The sequence below is a fragment of the Pseudomonas sp. GM21 genome (genome assembly GCF_000282215.1).
In the GTDB taxonomy this organism is placed as follows: domain Bacteria; phylum Pseudomonadota; class Gammaproteobacteria; order Pseudomonadales; family Pseudomonadaceae; genus Aquipseudomonas.
In genome coordinates this window covers 45,714-63,228 of sequence record NZ_AKJS01000078.1, presented here as the reverse complement: position 1 = coordinate 63,228, position 17,515 = coordinate 45,714, and the positions used below count along the sequence as shown (strand labels likewise).

General features: G+C 60.3%; 15 protein-coding genes. 4 read left to right on the top strand and 11 right to left on the bottom strand.

The genetic code is table 11. The features are described from left to right. Positions 1 to 350: 350 nt before the first annotated feature. From paaK to paaF, 6 genes are all read right to left on the bottom strand, one after another. Positions 351 to 1,676: a phenylacetate--CoA ligase PaaK gene (gene paaK / locus PMI22_RS16965; protein ID WP_033049189.1), complete on the bottom strand. Its 1,326-nt coding sequence runs from the start codon at positions 1,674 to 1,676 to the stop codon at positions 351 to 353. Between the two features lie 98 nt (positions 1,677 to 1,774). Beyond that, complete coding sequence (gene pcaF / locus PMI22_RS16970; RefSeq protein WP_007945378.1) at positions 1,775 to 2,986, bottom strand: 3-oxoadipyl-CoA thiolase; 1,212 nt, start codon at positions 2,984 to 2,986, stop codon at positions 1,775 to 1,777. Next, positions 2,979 to 3,428, bottom strand: a complete 450-nt coding sequence (paaI, locus tag PMI22_RS16975) for a hydroxyphenylacetyl-CoA thioesterase PaaI (RefSeq protein ID WP_007945376.1) — start codon at positions 3,426 to 3,428, stop codon at positions 2,979 to 2,981. The genes pcaF and paaI overlap by 8 nt, the downstream gene beginning before the upstream one ends. Beyond that, positions 3,421 to 4,938, bottom strand: a complete 1,518-nt coding sequence (paaH, locus tag PMI22_RS16980) for a 3-hydroxyacyl-CoA dehydrogenase PaaH (RefSeq protein WP_007945371.1) — start codon at positions 4,936 to 4,938, stop codon at positions 3,421 to 3,423. Before paaH ends, paaI begins: the two co-directional genes overlap by 8 nt. Positions 4,939 to 4,941: 3 nt before the next feature. Next, entirely contained in the window at positions 4,942 to 5,733 is a 792-nt protein-coding gene (gene paaG / locus PMI22_RS16985) for a 2-(1,2-epoxy-1,2-dihydrophenyl)acetyl-CoA isomerase PaaG (RefSeq protein ID WP_033049192.1), read from the bottom strand. 52 nt (positions 5,734 to 5,785) lie between these two features. Continuing rightward, complete coding sequence (gene paaF, locus PMI22_RS16990) at positions 5,786 to 6,559, bottom strand: 2,3-dehydroadipyl-CoA hydratase PaaF (protein WP_007945368.1); 774 nt, start codon at positions 6,557 to 6,559, stop codon at positions 5,786 to 5,788. A gap of 372 nt (positions 6,560 to 6,931) precedes the next feature. Between paaF and paaY the strand changes: the two genes are divergently transcribed. The 3 genes from paaY to feaR all read left to right on the top strand — a co-directional run bounded on the left by paaY (position 6,932) and on the right by feaR (position 9,659). Then, positions 6,932 to 7,528, top strand: a complete 597-nt coding sequence (gene paaY / locus PMI22_RS16995) for a phenylacetic acid degradation protein PaaY (RefSeq protein WP_007945367.1) — start codon at positions 6,932 to 6,934, stop codon at positions 7,526 to 7,528. Between the two features lie 207 nt (positions 7,529 to 7,735). Beyond that, on the top strand, positions 7,736 to 8,659 hold the full coding sequence (paaX, locus tag PMI22_RS17000) for a phenylacetic acid degradation operon negative regulatory protein PaaX (protein WP_007945366.1): 924 nt from the start codon (positions 7,736 to 7,738) through the stop codon (positions 8,657 to 8,659). Positions 8,660 to 8,744: 85 nt separating this feature from the next. Next, positions 8,745 to 9,659, top strand: a complete 915-nt coding sequence (gene feaR, locus PMI22_RS17005; protein ID WP_007945365.1) for a transcriptional regulator FeaR — start codon at positions 8,745 to 8,747, stop codon at positions 9,657 to 9,659. Positions 9,660 to 9,802: 143 nt separating this feature from the next. Here the strand turns inward: feaR and tynA are convergent, their stop codons facing one another. Beyond that, entirely contained in the window at positions 9,803 to 12,091 is a 2,289-nt protein-coding gene (gene tynA / locus PMI22_RS17010; protein ID WP_007945364.1) for a primary-amine oxidase, read from the bottom strand. Positions 12,092 to 12,324: 233 nt separating this feature from the next. Here tynA and PMI22_RS17015 point away from each other — a divergent pair, with 233 nt between their 5' ends. Further along, positions 12,325 to 13,338, top strand: coding sequence for a GlxA family transcriptional regulator (locus tag PMI22_RS17015; RefSeq protein ID WP_007945363.1), 1,014 nt, complete (start codon positions 12,325 to 12,327; stop codon positions 13,336 to 13,338). Between the two features lie 194 nt (positions 13,339 to 13,532). Here PMI22_RS17015 and PMI22_RS17020 read toward each other — a convergent pair whose 3' ends face one another. The 4 genes from PMI22_RS17020 to PMI22_RS17035 all read right to left on the bottom strand — a co-directional run bounded on the left by PMI22_RS17020 (position 13,533) and on the right by PMI22_RS17035 (position 17,510). Beyond that, entirely contained in the window at positions 13,533 to 15,203 is a 1,671-nt protein-coding gene (locus PMI22_RS17020; protein WP_007945362.1) for an MFS transporter, read from the bottom strand. A gap of 279 nt (positions 15,204 to 15,482) precedes the next feature. Then, on the bottom strand, positions 15,483 to 16,064 hold the full coding sequence (locus PMI22_RS17025) for a hypothetical protein (RefSeq protein WP_007945361.1): 582 nt from the start codon (positions 16,062 to 16,064) through the stop codon (positions 15,483 to 15,485). Positions 16,065 to 16,240: 176 nt separating this feature from the next. Further along, complete coding sequence (locus PMI22_RS17030; RefSeq protein WP_007945360.1) at positions 16,241 to 16,762, bottom strand: hypothetical protein; 522 nt, start codon at positions 16,760 to 16,762, stop codon at positions 16,241 to 16,243. A gap of 226 nt (positions 16,763 to 16,988) precedes the next feature. Then, positions 16,989 to 17,510, bottom strand: a complete 522-nt coding sequence (locus PMI22_RS17035) for a methylamine dehydrogenase light chain (RefSeq protein WP_007945359.1) — start codon at positions 17,508 to 17,510, stop codon at positions 16,989 to 16,991. Between the last annotated feature and the right edge of the window lie 5 nt (positions 17,511 to 17,515).

Here is a 17,515-nt window from a genome sequence, read left to right as displayed (position 1 = left end):
ATGGCGGCGGGCCCCCGGAGCAATGCCGGAGTGAGGGCATGCCGAGCCTGGGCGAGGCACCGAATGGAGGGGCAAAGCCTTTTGCTTACTTTTCGGCGTTTGGAAAAGTGAGTCGCTGTAAGAGCGAAACCGTCAGCCGCCGTAACCGCAGAAATGGATATGTACACCAGTGAGAAAATGGTCGGCTGCCAGGCCGTCTTCGCTGGCAAGCCAGCTCCTACAGGAACCGGGTACATCCGTAGAAGTGAGGTTGGCTGTCAGGCCGTCTTCGCGAGCAGGCTCGCTCCCACAGAAAGGCGTGCGATCAGACAAAAAAACCCCGCATAAGCGGGGTCATAAAGGTGCAGCAGTCATGCTTTCGGGCGTTTGTCCATCACGTGACAAGCCTTGCCCTCAGAGCGCTTGATCGAATGCATTGGCTGCAAAACAATCCGCGAACTGATCCCGATATACGTCTTGATATGCCGACTCAACTCGCCACAAACAGCCTTTTGCTGTTCATCGCTCAGGTGTTGATGTTCAGCCTTGAGCTCCACATGCACATCCACACTGTCCAGGTTGCCATTGCGATACAGATGGATCTCATAGGATTCTGAAAGCTGTTTTATTTTCAGCACCTGCTCCTCGATCTGCGTCGGGAACACATTGACCCCACGGATGATCAGCATGTCATCGCTGCGCCCGGTGATTTTGTCGATCCGACGCATCGGCCGCGCGGTGCCTGGCAGCAGGCGCGTCAGGTCGCGGGTGCGGTAGCGGATCATCGGCAAGGCTTCTTTGCTCAGGGAGGTGAACACCAGTTCGCCCATCTGCCCGTCCGGCAGCACTTCGCCGGTGATCGGGTCGATGATTTCCGGGTAGAAGTGGTCTTCCCAGATCGTCGGCCCGTCCTTGGTTTCGGCGCATTCCATGGCGACGCCCGGGCCCATGATTTCCGACAGGCCGTAGATGTCTAGCGCGGTGATGCCCAGGCGGTTCTCGATGGCGCTGCGCAGTTCGCCGGTCCACGGCTCGGCGCCAAAGATGCCCAGGCGCAGGGCCAGTTTGTGCGGGTCGATGCCCTGGCGCTCGATTTCATCGGCGATGTTGAGCATGTAGGACGGCGTGACCATGATGATGTCCGGCTGGAAATCCTTGATCAGTTGCACCTGTTTCTCGGTTTGGCCACCGGACATCGGAATCACCGTGCAACCCAGGCGTTCAGCACCGTAGTGGGCGCCGAGGCCGCCGGTGAACAGGCCGTAGCCATAGGAAATATGCACCTTGTCGCCACGACGACCGCCGGCTGCGCGAATCGAACGGGCAACGACGTTGGCCCAGGTATCGATGTCGTTCTGGGTGTAGCCGACGACAGTCGGTTTGCCGGTGGTGCCGCTGGAGGCGTGCAGGCGCACGACTTCGTTCATCGGCACGGCAAACATGCCGTAGGGGTAGTTATCGCGCAGGTCGTTTTTGGTGGTGAACGGAAACTTTGCCAGGTCTTCCAGCGATTTGATGTCGTCCGGGTGCACGCCCAGGGCATCGAAGCGCTGACGGTACAGCGGCACATTGTTGTAGGCGTGGTTCAGGCTCCAGCGCAGTCGATCCAGCTGGTGTTGACGCAATTCGTCGATGCTGGCGGTTTCCAGCGGGTCCAGCACGGGATCAAGCACGGCTTTGGCAATTGGCATGTTCATAACTTCACTCGAATTATTGTTGTGTTCCGACCCCGCCATGGCAGGGCTTGAGTGCATGCCCCAAGGATACCTCTCGGCTCCTTGGGAATCGCGATTCTTTAGTCGGATAAGCGCTCGATGATCAGCGCGATGCCTTGGCCAACGCCGATGCACATGGTGCACAGGGCATAGCGGCCATTCCGTTCCTCAAGCTCATGCAGGGCGGTGGTCACCAGTCGCGCGCCACTCATGCCCAGCGGATGACCCAGGGCAATCGCGCCGCCGTTCGGGTTGACGCGAGGGTCGGTATCGCCCAGGCCCAACTCGCGCAGCACCGCCAGACCTTGTGCGGCGAAGGCTTCGTTGAGTTCGATCACGTCCATGTCGGCCAGGCTCAGGTTGGCCAGTTCCAGCACTTTGCGCGTTGCCGGCACCGGGCCGATGCCCATGATGCGCGGCTCGACACCGGCGGTGGCCATGGCGACCACCCGGCCGCGAGCCTTCAGGCCGTGGCGTTTGGCAACTTCCGGGCTGGCCAGCAGCAGCGCGCAGGCGCCGTCGTTGACCCCGGAGGCGTTGCCGGCAGTGATGCTGCCGCCTTCGCGGAACGGTGTGCCGAGTTTTTGCAATTGCTCCAGCGTGGTGTCGCCGCGCGGGTGCTCATCGTGTTCGACGACTTTGGCCGGGCCTTTGCGCTGGGGAATTTCTACCGCGACGATTTCTTTGGCCAAGCGCCCGCTGGCCTGGGCCGCGCCGGCGCGTTGCTGGCTGCGCAGGGCGAAGGCGTCTTGGTCGGCACGGGAAATGTTGAACTGCTCAGCGACGTTCTCGGCGGTTTCCGGCATGGAGTCGATGCCGAAAGTTTTCTTCATCAGCGGATTGACGAAACGCCAGCCAATGGTGGTGTCGTAGATCTGCGCGTCACGGGAAAACGCCTGCTCGGCCTTGCCCATCACCAGTGGCGCACGGGACATCGATTCGACGCCGCCGACCAGCATCAGCCCGGCCTCGCCACAGCGAATCGCTCGCGCTGCGGTGCCGATGGCGTCGAGCCCGGAACCGCACAAACGGTTGAGCGTGGTGCCGGGCACGCTGACTGGCAAGCCTGCCAGCAGCGCCGACATGCGGGCGACGTTGCGGTTGTCTTCGCCGGCCTGGTTGGCGCAGCCGTAGATCACATCATCAACGGACGTCCAGTCGACCTGTGGGTGGCGGCGCAGCAATTCGCGCAGCGGCACCGCGCCGAGGTCGTCGGCGCGCACGCTGCTCAAGGCACCGGCATAGCGACCGATCGGGGTCCGCACCGCGTCGATGATCAAGGCGTCATTCATTCGGGTTCTCCTGCGGCAGTACTGCGCCGCGCACTTTGTAGGATTTGCCATGGAACAGCGCAATCAGCCGGCCCAGTTGGTTTTCGATACGAACGTCGTAGTTGCCGGTGCGCCCGGAGCGGCTTTGCTCGGTGCAATCGGCGGTCAAGGTGTCGCCCAGGTGTGCCGGGGCGATGTAGTCGATGCTGCAACCGATGGCCACCGTGGCTTCGTTGTAGCTGTTGCAGGCAAAGGCAAACGCCGAGTCGGCGAGAGCAAACAGGTAGCCGCCGTGGCAGGTGCCGTGGCCCTGGATCATGTCGGCGCGCACGCTCATGCCGACGCAGGCGCTGCCGGGGGCCGCCGAGAGCAGGCGCATGCCCATCGCCTGACTGGCGGTGTCGCGGTTGAACAGCGATTGTGCGCAGTCGCTGGCCATGCTCAGCGCTTCGTGATTAGTCATGAAAAGTTCTCCCTTCGGCGACGCGTTGGCGCAACAGCAGCGACGGCCGATAGCGTTCTTCGCCGTAACTGGCTTGCAGGTTTTCCAGCACCTTGAGCACATGCTCAAGGCCGATGGCATCCGCCCAGGCCAGTGGACCTTGGGGATAGTTGACCCCGGCGCGCATGGCCAGATCGATGTCGGCAGCCGAGGCCACGCCTTGCAGCACGGCGTCGGCGGCTTCGTTGGCGAGCATGGCAACGGTGCGCAACACGGCGAGGGCCGGGCTGTCGCTGAGTACGCTGACGGTGAAGCCGGCCCGCTGCAGCAGCGCGACACCCTGTTCGAGCGCGGAGGGCTCGATGCCGGCCGCGTAGCTGATGGCGATGCGGCTGGCCTTGCTGTAATCGAATGCGAGGTCGAGCAGGATCAGATTGCGCACCCCGTCTTCCTTGGCGCGCTGACAGGCCGTGCGCCCGTCGCTCAGCGCCAATACCGTGTCACCGACTCGCAGCAGGCCCTGGCCGTCGCGCTGAATGACTTCCATCTGGTATTCACGCAAGCGTGGGATCAACGCGTTGGCGATCCCGAGATCACCTTCGATCACACAGGTTTCAACGGGTTGTTCGCTGTTGAAGGTGATCGGTTGCGGCCGCACGGCACCTTCGGCGTAGCTATAGAAGCCATGGCCGCTTTTGCGTCCCAGACGCCCGGCGTCCACCAGTTCTTTCTGGATCAACGAAGGCAAGAAGCGTGTGTCGCCGTAATAGGCGTCGAACACCGAACAGGTCACGGCATAGTTCACGTCATGACCGATCAAATCGGTCAGTTCGAAAGCGCCCATCGCAAAGCCACCGGCATCGCGCATCAGCGCATCCAGGGTCGGGCAGTCCGCAGCGCCTTCCTGAAGCAGGCGCAAGCTCTCGGCGTAATACGGCCGAGCCACGCGGTTGACGATGAAACCCGGTGTCGAACGGGTGTGCACCGGTTTTTTGCCCCAGGCCTTGGCGGTGTCGTACAGGCAGGCGGCCAAGGCCGGATCGCTGGCCAGGCCCGAGACGATTTCCACCAGCGCCATGACCGGCGCCGGGTTGAAGAAGTGCAGGCCGAGCACGCGTTGCGGGTGATTCAGTTGCGCGGCGATGCTGGTGATCGACAGCGACGAGGTGTTGCTGGCCAGAATGCAGCGCTCACCGCAGATCTCTTCCAGTTGGCGGAAGAGGGCGCGCTTGACCTCAAGGTTCTCGACGATGGCTTCGATGACCAGCGCGCAATCGGCCAGCGCTTCGATGGCTTCCACCGCCACCAAACGGGCGAGGGTGGCCGAGCGTGATTCTGCCGAAAGTTTGCCGTTGTCGACACGTTTGCCCAGTTGTCGACCAATGCCTTCGATGGCTTGCGCCGCCGCGCCGGGGCGGTTGTCCAGCAGCAGCACGGTGTGCCCGGCCTGTGCCGCGACCTGCGCAATCCCGGCGCCCATGGCCCCGGCGCCGATCACCGCGATGCGCGCATTAATGTTCAGTGCGGTCATGACTCAGCGCCCCTTGAAGCTTGGGCTGCGTTTTTCCATGAAGGCGCCGACGCCTTCACGGTAATCCTCGCTGCGCCCGGCCAGGCGTTGCAGGTCTTTTTCCAGTTCCAACTGTTCGTCAAAGGTGTTGCTCAGGCTGGCGTTCAGGCTGCGCTTGATCAGTGCCAGGCCGTAGGTCGGTTGTGTGGCCAGGTGTCGGGCGAGTTTCAGCGCTTCATCGCGCAGTTCGGCGTCTTCCACGCAGCGATAGATCAAGCCCCATTGCTCGGCTTGTTCAGCGGTCAAACGGTTGCCGAGCAATGCCAATGCCTTGGCGCGGGCCATGCCGACCAGGCGCGGCAAGGTCCAGGTGCCACCGGAATCGGGGATCAGGCCGATTTTGCAGAAGGCTTGAATGAAGCTCGCTGAACGCGCTGCCAGCACCAGGTCGCAGGCCAGCGGAATGTTGGCGCCAGCGCCGGCGGCCACGCCGTTGACCGCGCAGATCACCGGCAGCGGCAGGTCGCGCAATTGGCGGATCAGTGGGTTGTAGAACTTCTCGATGGACTCGCCCAGGTCCGGCACGGCGCTCCCTGGCGCCACATTGCGGTCGCTGAGGTCTTGCCCGGCGCAGAAGCCGCGACCTTCACCGGTCAGCAGCAACACTCGCACGTCCGGGTTCAGCCGGACCTGTTTCAGGGCTTCCTTCACTTCACCGTGCATCTGCGCGTTGAAGCTGTTGAGCTGATCCGGACGATTGAGGCTGAGCAGGGCGACACCGGCTTCGATGGAAAACAGGATATGTTCGAAATTCATGGTCATGGCGCTCTCTGGGAGGTCGTTCGCTTTTTTATTAAAGGGCGGGTGATTACTGGCCAGTGAAGGTCGGCGTGCGTTTTTCCTGGAAGGCTCGGATGCCTTCATCGCGGTCGCGGGTGCCGGCCAGCACGGTGAAGGCGTGGCGCTCGAAACGCAGGCCGCTGGCGAGGTCGGTGTCCATGGCCTTGAGCAGTGCTTCCTTGGCCAGACGAACCGCAAGCGGTGCTTTGTCGGCAATGCTGCGGGCGATCTGCAAGGCGCGTTCGACGGTGAATTCCGGCTGGGTCACTTCGCTGACCAGGCCGGCGCGTTGCGCCTGGCGGGCGTCGATCGGCTCACCGGTCAGGACCATTTGCATAGCCATGGATTTACCGACGGCACGCAGCAGGCGTTGGGTGCCGCCAGCGCCGGGCATGATCCCGAGATTGATTTCCGGCTGACCAAAACGAGCCTCTTCACCGGCAACAATGATGTCGGCGTGCATCGCCAGTTCGCAGCCACCGCCGAGGGCGAAGCCGTTGACGGCGGCGATCAGCGGTTTGTTGAAGCGGGTGATGGTTTGCCACGACGCCTGGCGCGGGTCGTCGAGGATGCCGACCAGATTGCGCTCGGCCATTTCCTTGATGTCGGCACCGGCTGCAAAGGCTTTGCGGCTGCCAGTCAGGACCACGACACGGGTCTCGGGATCGGCTTGTGCGGCGTTCAGTTCATCGGCCAGCTCACCGAGCAGCTCGGTGGTCAGGGCATTCAGCGCCTGCGGGCGTTGCAGGGTAATCAGGCGGACGCCCGGCTCGATGATCTCGACAGCAAGGGTTAGAGGCATGGCAGATGCCCTCACGGTGGGTGCTCGGCTGCAATGCCGGCTCATTATTGGATCGGCGCGGTAGGCCGGTTTTGCCGGAGTATACCTATAACGTGATACGCAAATACAATAGTGTGTTGCATTAAATGTGTCTTAATGACGAATGGTAAGCGGCTGTAGGTTCGCGTTCAGAGTAGGCAGACTAGCGGGCAATTGCCGGTTTTATTGGGCGATACGGCAAATATAGACGGGTTCAACCGACATTCATTGAGGGCGTGTTTAAGTGATACGGAGTTTTAGTCTTTGTGCTGGCAAAAGTGATGTGATACAAAATGAGTCACTATCGGCATCGCTTTGCGAATACGCCCGGCACCGCGCTTGAAGGAATGTCCCATGACCTGCTACAGCCTCGATGGCTTGACCCCGGTGGTTGATCCCACTGCTTATGTTCATCCGTCCGCGGTGCTGATCGGCGACGTGATCGTCGGCCCGCATTGTTACGTGGGGCCGCTGGCGAGTTTGCGCGGGGACTTCGGGCGGATCGTGCTGGAGGAGGGCGCAAACCTGCAGGACACCTGCGTGATGCACGGTTTCCCGGACAGTGACACGGTGATCGAGCGCAATGGCCACATCGGGCATGGTGCGGTGTTGCACGGTTGCCGGATCGGTGCCGACGCGTTGGTGGGCATGAATGCCGTGGTGATGGACAACGCACGCATTGGCCCGCGCTCGTTCGTGTCGGCGGCGGCGTTCGTCAAGGCCGGTTTCGAATGCCCCGAACAGTCACTGGTCATGGGCGCGCCGGCCAGCATCAAGCGCGGTCTCAGCGATGAAGAAGTGTCGTGGAAACAGGCGGGGACCCGCGAGTATCAGCAACTGGCCAAGCGTTGCCTGGAACAGATGCAAGTGTGCGAACCGCTGACCGAGCCGGAACCCGACCGACCACGCATCAGTGACAGCGGCTTTCGCCCCAAAGGCAGCACCCAGTGAACGATGTGGCCCCTGTAGCAGCTGCCGAAGGCTGCGTCCGGCTGCGAAGCAGTCGCCATCGGGCCGATACGATTTTTCTGAAACACCGCATGCTCAGGATCTACGACTGCTTCGCAGCCGGACGCAGCCTTCGGCAGCTGCTACACGGGTACTTGTGAGTCGTATGAAACCGGTATATTCCTTTTCTTTTTCCAGCCCGGTACGCCCATGTCGTCCCTGACACCTTTGAACCAACTGATTACCCGCTTCCAGGAGCAGACGCCGATCCGCGCCAGCTCCTTGATCATTACGCTGTATGGCGACGCCATCGAACCCCATGGCGGGACAGTCTGGCTGGGCAGCCTGATTCAATTGCTCGAGCCCATCGGCATCAACGAGCGGCTGATCCGCACGTCGATCTTCCGCCTGACCAAGGAAGGCTGGCTGACCGCCGAGAAAGTCGGGCGTCGCAGCTATTACAGCCTGACGGGCACCGGTCGGCGGCGTTTCGACAAGGCATTCAAGCGCGTTTACAGCTCCACTGTGCCTGCGTGGGACGGTTCCTGGTGCCTGGTGATGCTCACGCAGCTGACGCAGGACAAGCGCAAACAAGTGCGCGAAGAACTGGAATGGCAAGGTTTTGGTGCGATTTCGCCGGCGGTGCTGGCGTGCCCGCGCATCGACCGCAGCGATCTCAACGCGACCTTGCTCGACCTCGGCGCCCAGGAAGAGACCATCGTTTTCGAAACCACGGCGCAGGACGTCCTGGCGTCCAAGGCGCTGCGCCTGCAGGTGAAGGAAAGCTGGAACATCGAAGAACTGGCGACCCATTACAGCGAGTTCATCCAGCTGTTCCGACCGCTCTGGCAAGCGCTTCGCGAGCAGGAGAACCTGCAACCGTGCGACTGCTTCCTGGCACGGGTCCTGCTTATTCATGAATACCGCAAATTGCTGCTGCGCGACCCGCAACTGCCGGACGAGTTACTGCCTGGCGATTGGGAAGGTCGGGCCGCGCGCCAGTTGTGCCGCAACATTTACCGGTTGATCTACGCCAAAGCCGAGGAATGGTTGAACAGTGCACTGGAAACCGCCGATGGCCCGTTGCCGGACGTGGGTGAAAGTTTCTATCGACGGTTTGGCGGGCTGAAGTAGCCCGTCATTGCAGTGGGAGCAAGGTGGTTAGGGAAAACATGAGGATTGGCGTAGACAATAAAAACAAGCCTGCGTGAGGCCTGACATGATTTCTGCAACTGCACAGCGCCGTGATGGATTTGATCAGTGGATCCATCAGATCAACCAGATTTGTGGCGCCTTCAATGGGCAAACCCTGGGTGCCGGGTTTTCCGGGCAGATCCGGGAACACCGCAGCGGTGCGCTGAAACTGAGTTTTGTCGACGCTTGCCAGGCGCGGCTGTACCGAACGCCTGCGCAAGTCGCGGCGGGCGAGGGCGGCAAATACTTTGCGGTGTTCCAGCTCGACGGCACGGCGGGCATGGCCCAGGACGACAACAAAGTGTTGCTCCGCGCCGGCGACATCACCCTGATCGACGCCTCGCGCCCCAGTGAATTTACCTACAGTGAAAACTCCCGGCAGTTGTCGCTGATTCTGCCCTCGCCGCTGATTGAGCAATCCTTGCGCTTCAACCAGGTGAGGTGCGGTCACCGCATCGCCGCGACGTCGCCGATGGCGATGCTCTCTCACCGTTTGATTCTCGACGCTGCGCAGCAAGATACCCTCAGCCTGCCGGAAAGCGAGGCGACGCTGGAAGCGATTGTCAGCCTGCTGCGCCCGGCCATCAGTCAAACCGAAGACGGCAACGATTTGCACGAGCGCATCTTTCGCAAAACGCTGGAATGCATCGACGAAAACATTCGTTCAGAGGACCTGTGCCCGGAATGGCTGGCGCGGGAAGTCGGCATGTCGGTGCGGGGGCTGTACCGGATCTTTGCCAAGAAGGGGTTGGTGGTGGCGAAATACATCAAGAATCGCCGACTGGATCTGTGCGCCCAATCCCTGCGCCAATCGCACACCGAAGAGAAGCTGTCGGTGCTGGGTTACTCCTGGGGTTTCTCCGATTCGAGCTACTTCTCCACCGCGTTCAAATCGCGGTTCGGCATTTCCCCCGGTGAATACCGAAAGACTCGCGCCTGATCATCCCCTGAATACACCGTAATTCACTACTGTGGGAGCGAGCCTGCTCGCGATGGCGGTGGGTCAGATAAATTGATGTTGTCTGACACTCCGCCATCGCGAGCAGGCTCGCTCCCACAGGTTCTTCCGCAGGTTTTGTGTGGTTATTGCGTGACGCTGAGGTTCAACGTCGGTGTTTCATCAAAGAAATTCCACGGCTTCAACAGCACATGCACCCATTCGGTCGGCATGATCGGCCACTCCTCGGCGCGCGCGATGTGCGTGGTGCCGGTGGTCAGCCAGACCACGTCGTCGGCATTTTCAATCGACTGGTTATCCGCAGTGAACTGCCCAAGCCCGGTGTCTTTGTCCGAACGGTTCGGGAATTTGCCTTCCGGGTACTTTTCTTCCGGGTTATAGCGCGTCACCCACAGCTGCTTGTCCATGAAGCTGAGGCGGTGAAAGAGCCATTCATCCTTGCCGAAGTTCGCGCCCTTGGCCACCGGATGCGTGCCGCCGGCATACGGAATCAGCTGATAGGAAACCGGGTTGCCGACTTTGTTTTCCTTGCTGAAGTTGGTCAAAAGGCGAACGGTCGAAGGGTCGAATTTCTGTGCGCCCTGCTGCTCGGTGGTGACCACGTTGTGCTCGGTCTGCATCGTGCTGGTACGCGGGCCGCCTCGGTCGTTCGGCAGTACAACCGGGTTCACTTCAACCAGCGAGTTGGTTTCACCGTCCACGTCCATGTCCAGGCGGAAGTTGTAGATGTGCTGGTGCGTGGTGCCGACGATGTTGTGGTCCAGCAGGGTGCCGTAGCGCGTGTCTTCCTTGGCCGTGGCTTCGTGCATGGTTTTGGACTGCACGCCCTTGACCGCTTCGATACCGGTGGCGCCGGCATCGATGCCGATGGTGCCGTTTTGCTGGAAGACCCAATCGACGATGTAGTCGTAGTTGCCGACGGTGCTGATCCACCGCACCACGAGCTCACGGCGCTCGGTGCTGAGGTTGGGCTGGCCCATTTCCTGGTGTTTGTATTCCGGGCCGGCGTAGCGTTCGAACACCGCCATGGCACGAGGAATCGACGTCGGCGCGCCGGTGTAGTCGGCAATCGTGGCGTCGAGCAGCACGGCGTTTTCCGGGGCGTCTTTGCCGCGGGCAATCGGCGACGTCAGGGTGCCCATGCCGTATTCGCCTGAATCCAGGTAAGCCTTGAAGTACCAGCCGGCATCCGGGTCGCCGTAAGGCACGATCATCCCGCCCAGCGAGCCTTCGTACATGATTTTGCGTTTCTTGCCCTTGTCGTCATAGGTGACGGTGGACAGGATCGGGCCGACCCGCGAATCGAGGCGAACATGGAAGTCCCAGTTCTGCCAGTGAATGCTGTTGCCGGTGATGGTGTAGTTTTTCCCCTCCGGCTCGATGATTTCCAGCGGCTTGACCTGCACGCCCTTGCGGTCACGGCCGTCATACGGCGTCGGCTTCATCGGCACCGGGATCAGGGCTGCGTCTTCGATCTTGATCAGCTTCTTTTGCTCAAGGTCGACAATCGCCACCAGGCCCTCGATCGGGTGCGCCCAGTAGTTGCCGTCACCGGTATTGAGGTAACTGACGATTTTCAGCAGCCGTTTGTCCTGCGCCAGTCCGTCCTTGCCGTCGAAGTAGCCGACGGTCAGCGGCGTGGCCACCACCTTTTTTACATCGGTGATGCCGCGCTTGGCCAGGGCCTGCGCATACTCGGAGCTGGTTTCCACGGCCGATTGCACGGTGGCGAAATCGTCCAGCAGCAGCATGCCATGCGCACCTTCGACCGGTTTCCAGGACTTGAGCGCCTTGGTGTCGAGATCGACCAGGGCTTCAATCACATGCTTGCCATCCAGCACCACGATGTTGGCCTGGCGCGGCTGGGTGACGTTCTGACCGGTCAAGGCGAAATTCCAGACCTGATCCTTGGGCGGCGCATTGACCGAGACTTCGGTGAATCGAAAACCGGGTTGGTAGTGTTCAGACTGCTTGACGACATCCACCGCCGCCTTGATTTCGTCCGCGCTCAACGGGTTGAGCGGGTTAGGGCGGGTTTCGACGACGAAGGTTTTGTCCAGGCCGGACTGGAACACCTGATTGATGAAGTCCTTGGGCATGTAGGCGGTTTTGTGTTTGAACACCACCGGGACCGCCAGCTGCATGGGCTTGCCATTGAGCATGGCGACTTTGCTGTCCGGTTTGACCTTGAGGTAAACCCCGTCCTTGGCAATGACGAACAGGTTGGCGTAACTGTCCCATTTGACCGTGGCCCCGAATTCCTCAAGGGTCGACTGCAAAGGCACCATTTCGGCGGCCCCGCCATGGGCCTGTGCGGTGGACATCCAGCCTGGCAAACCGAAGGTGCCCAGGGTGATGGCCAGCGCGAGTCGGGCGAGAGGTTTTCTTTTTAACGAGGCAATGGACGTGAACATTTCTGAGTTCCTTGGAAACCGGTGACAGCACACCACACTGTGCAACAGCCAACAAATGGCTTCTTGTGAAATCCTGCCAGATTCCTGTTGCTGCGTGCCTAAATGATCGTTGACCAAGGTTAATCCAAAAATAAACAACTTGGCGTCGGCCAGCGTCCGGCGCGCCTGATCTGACGCATAATGAACCCGCTGGTTTTGGCTTTTGTAGTTAACGTAATCGAGTGGGTCGGACATTGATCGAACGACGGCAATTCAGCGGTGGGATGAAGGGTAAAAACCTCCGCTATTTAAACGAGCCTGCTGACAAGCCTGCGCCGGTAACGCGCACGGGTTTTTTGCTGCTGGAGCACTTCTCGCTGCCTGCATTCACGCAGGCACTGGACACGATTGTTACCGCAAATCTGCTGCGACCCGGTTTGTTCGCTTCCCGAACGTTGGGCTTGAACGACGGCGAGGTGGTCAGTGACCTGGGCCTGGTAATCCGGCCGGATGCACGGTTCGATACGTTGGCGATTCAGCAACTGGACCTGTTGGTCGTGTGTGGCGGCTATCGCACAGAGCTGAAGGCCGCCGATGAGTTCATCCACCTGTTGAGAACGGCGGCAGAGCGGGGCGTCACCCTGGCCGGACTGTGGAATGGCGCGTGGTTTTTGGGCAGCGCTGGCGTGCTGGATGGCTATCGATGCGCCATTCACCCGGAGCATCGTCCCGCACTGGCGGAGGTTTCCAAAGCGGCGCATGTCACCAGCGAGCCCTATGTGATTGACCGCGACCGGCTCACCGCGTCCAGTCCTTCGGGGGCCTTTCACATGGCACTGGACTGGATCAAAGAACTGCACGGTAAAGCCCTCGTCGAGGGGATCGAGGACATCCTGGCGTTTGAAGAGTCACGCTACCGGCGCATCAAACCGGCGGAAAACATCTGTGTCAGCGCGCCATTGCGCGAGGTGGTCAAGCTGATGCACGCCAACCTTGAAGAACCGCTGGAGCTGGAGCAACTGGCGGTCTACGCCGGCCGTTCACGTCGGCAGCTCGAACGCCTGTTCAAGGAACAACTGGGCACCACGCCACAACGCTATTACCTGGAACTGCGAATCACCGAGGCGCGTCGACTCCTGCAGCATACCGAATTGTCCCAGGTGGACGTGCTGGTGGCCTGCGGTTTTGTTTCACCGAGCCATTTCAGCAAATGCTATAGCTCGTATTTCGGCTACCGGCCGTCCAAGGAAACCCGGCTGGTCAAATAAAACAGGCATGCCCTCTCCCTAATGCCGATTAGTCAAGACGCAAAACCTGTGGGAGCGAGCCTGCTCGCGATGGCGGTGGCACAGTCAACACTTGCGCTGCCTGACAATCCGCCATCGCGAGCAGGCTCGCTCCCACAGGGATTGCGGTGTTCAACACCGCCCTCTCCCTCGGCAGGAGAGGGCCGCTGTCCGTCTCAGGCGATCTGCCGATCCTTGGTTTCCGGCAGGAAGAACGTGCCAAGAATCGCCGTCATCACCGCGATCACGATCGGGTACCACAGCCCGTAATAGATATCCCCCGTGGCCGCGACCATGGCGAAGGCCACTGTCGGCAGGAACCCGCCGAACCAGCCATTGCCGATGTGATACGGCAGCGACATCGAGGTGTAGCGGATGCGCGCCGGGAACAGTTCCACCAGCCACGCGGCGATGGGGCCGTAGACCATGGTCACGTAGATCACCAGGATGGTCAGCAACAGCAACACCATCGGGTAGTTGGTCTTCGCCGGGTCGGCCTTCTCGGGGTAGCCGGCCTCCTTGAGGGCGGTGCCGAGGGTGGCGACGAAGGCGTCGTTGGTGGTCTTGAATTCAGCGGCCGGCAGGCTGGTGCCCTCGAAGCTCTGGATCACTTTGTCACCGATGCGAACCTGCGCGACGGTGCCCGGTTCGGCCTTCTCGTTTTTGTAAGGAATCGCTTTCTTCGCCAGCACGCTCTTGGCCAGGTCGCAGGAGCTGGTGAATCGGGCCTTGCCCACCGGGTCGAACTGGAACGAGCACTGGGCCGGATCGGCGATTACGGTGACCGGGTTTTTCTCCTGTGCCACGAACACGTCGGGGTTACCGTACTGGGTCAACGCATGGAAGATCGGGAAGTAGGTCAGCGCCGCGAGGATGCAGCCGGCCATGATGATGCCCTTGCGGCCAATGCGGTCAGACAGGCTGCCGAAGATGACGAAGAATGGCGTGCCGATCAGCAGCGAACCGGCAATCAACAGGTTGGCGGTTTGCGCGTCGATCTTGAGCATTTGCAGGAGGAAAAACAGCGCATAAAACTGCCCGGTGTACCAGACCACGGCCTGACCCGCCGTACCGCCAAGCAACGCCATGATCACGATTTTCAGGTTGTCCCAGCGGGCGAAGGATTCGGTCAGCGGTGCCTTGGACGCCTTGCCTTCTTCCTTCATTTTCTTGAACACCGGCGACTCGCTGAGTTGCAGGCGGATGTACACCGAGACGATCAGCAACAGGATCGACAGCAGGAACGGAATCCGCCAGCCCCACGCCTCGAACGCTTCGGTGCCGAGCAAGGTGCGGCAGGCAAGAATCACCAACAGCGACATAAACAGACCGAGGGTCGCGGTGGTCTGGATCCACGAGGTGAAGTAACCACGCTTGCCGGGTGGGGCGTGTTCGGCCACGTACGTCGCCGCGCCGCCGTATTCACCTCCCAGGGCCAGGCCTTGCAGCAGGCGCAGGCTGATCAGGATGACCGGTGCCGCCACGCCGATGGTGGCATAGCCGGGTAGAAAGCCGACGATGGCGGTGGAAATACCCATGATGACAATGGTGATGAGGAAGGTGTGCTTGCGCCCGATCATGTCGCCCAACCGGCCAAATACGATGGCGCCGAACGGCCGTACGGCGAAGCCTGCGGCGAAGGCGAGCAGGGCGAAGATGAACGCCGTGGTCTCGTTGACGCCCGCGAAGAAGTGCTTGGCGATGATGGCGGCCAGGGAGCCGTAAAGGTAGAAGTCGTACCATTCGAATACGGTGCCCAGGGACGAGGCGAAAATGACCTTGCGCTCTTCCTTGGTGATCCCGCGTTTGGGCGTGCTACCCGTGGTTGTACTGTCGATTACGGCCATGAGTGTTCTCCGTTTTGCTCTTGTTATAGGCCGGAGTACCTCTCATCAGTTGCCGCACCCAGGCCATGGGGCTGATGCCATCGGATTGCAAATTGCACGAATCAGGGACGCAGCGGGCGGCCTCGCAGGTGTGCTGGGATAGATGAAGCATAATCACCTTCGCGCAGATATCCACTCGCCATCACGCTTCAAACTCTAGCCGATGAAATGCAGCGGTCGACCGGACACATAAGTGCGCTAAAAAAACCGGAAACTTGCATGTTCAGTGGAAAGTCGGGATTAAAAAACGCAGACGCTGCAATACACCATCATCATCACAGCGGCGCCAAAAAACGCGCCCAACGCCTTTGCCATGGCATGGTGTTCAGGCACATGCTCGGTCGTTGGCTGCCATGGAGGAATCGAAGACGCCGAACGTTTGCTTTGGTGTTGGCGGACGACCGTGTAGGTGTATCGCAAACCCATCAGCAGAAACAGCGCGAGCAGACTGAGTACGGCCATGCAGGAAATGGCAGGTTTTGCATGATGCTCGGTTTCGTCAGCACAGGCCGGGCTATTGAGTTCCACAACGCTGATTTGTCCATGGCCCATCTGGGACTGCGGTGTAGCCGTGTGGATCGCTGGCTGTTGTTGCAGTTCCAGCACCTGATACTTCCAGAGCGTTGTCGAGCCTTCCCGGCAATAAGTGAACGAGACGGGGTCCGGAGCATCAACAATGCAACCGTCAGTGATGTTGAGTTTTTTCAGCGTTTGATCCGCTGACCTTGTGAAATCCAGGTCGAAGACCGGAATAACCCCGGTGGCTGAAGCCGCCATTGAAAACAGCACGCTGCCCGCAACGATGATGATCGAAGCTTTCAAGGTATTTTTTCCTTGTTTTTTATCAGCGTATGGAAAAACGCGTGGAGCGTGGTTCCCCCTGTTTCGGTGAGTCTAGAAGATTGGTAGCCGTCTGAGGTCCGACCGCGAAAAAAAATGTAGATAATGTTGAAAATGACACGTATTTGCAGTGGTGTCCCCTTGCGGCGCTTGTCTGATCAGTCACTCATGCCATCTTCAATCGCGATGCCTTGTGCACGCATTGCCTTGATCAACGCTGCCCGGGTACCCGGCAAATTGAGCATAGTCACGTGTCGCAATTCAGCCACTTCTTCAGCGCTGTAAGGCTGGTAATCGACAGGGGTGCTTTTACCCGCCAGGCCGTCTTTGCGTATCAACCAGTTAAGCAGGTCAGCCAGCTGCGCGTTGTTCAGCGCCGATTGCGACATGCCGGGCACACGCACCAGAAATTCGCGACCGCCAGGGACCTTGAGGAAGTTACCGACAAACCCGGTGAGCCGGGGCGTGTCATTGGCGGCCGAGCCCATGCCGTTGCCCAGATGGCAGCCGGCGCATTGCAGCTGGTAATTCACGCCAACGCTGTAACCGGCCTGATCGATGGGTTTTTGCAGTTCTTCATTGCCCGGCGCATGCCGCTGCGCCGGGTCGGGAATGGCCCGGGCATAGGCGAGCGGGGCGGCAAAGACGCAAACCAGGCCGAGCAATAGCAACCTACGCATGACAAGCACCTCCACGGTAAAAACACGCTGTGTGTAGCAGCTGGCGAAGCCTGCGTCCGGCTGCGCAGCAGTCGTAAACCCGGCTTACACGGTCTTTCTGATACACCGCGTGTACTGGTTTTACGACTGCTTTGCAGCCGGACGCAGGCTTCGCCAGCTGCTACGGGGATCGCGTTTGGGGCAAAAAAAATCCGCCGATTGCATGAGCAACCGGCGGCAATGCGCGTTAAATGGCGACGCCTCGGATAACCGAAACGGTGCAGTGATAGATGTGCGATTTGGCGGCCAGGCACCAATTCACATCGTTGTTGTTGAACGGGCGATAAGCCGGTTCTTCACTGTCGTTACGGGTGCAGGCGCACTGGGCACAGCTTTGCTTACCGCAGCAGTCGTTATAGGAAATGATGTAGTCCTTGCCGTCGGCCGGGTTGCGGCAAGTGCCGATCCAGGTGACTTGCGAACTTTCGGTGCCCGGTGGGCACGACGTCACCGACCCGCCGCAGCAGCTGCACAGAAAGCCGTCGATGGAGCAGTAGCGCCAGTAGTCGCAGGTGTTCGGATCACCCGGGTCACCGGCCTTCGGGTTGTCCGCGGCCAGGGCTTTGCTGGTGCGGTCCAGTGGCAACAGCAGCGGCAAAGCGGCACCGGCGACCATCAAGGAACCCATGCGCGACAGCAGTTTGCGGCGTGAGGTGGTGTCGGCCACTCGACGGGTCGAGCGCTCGAACAACAGATCCAGCAGTTTCATAAAAG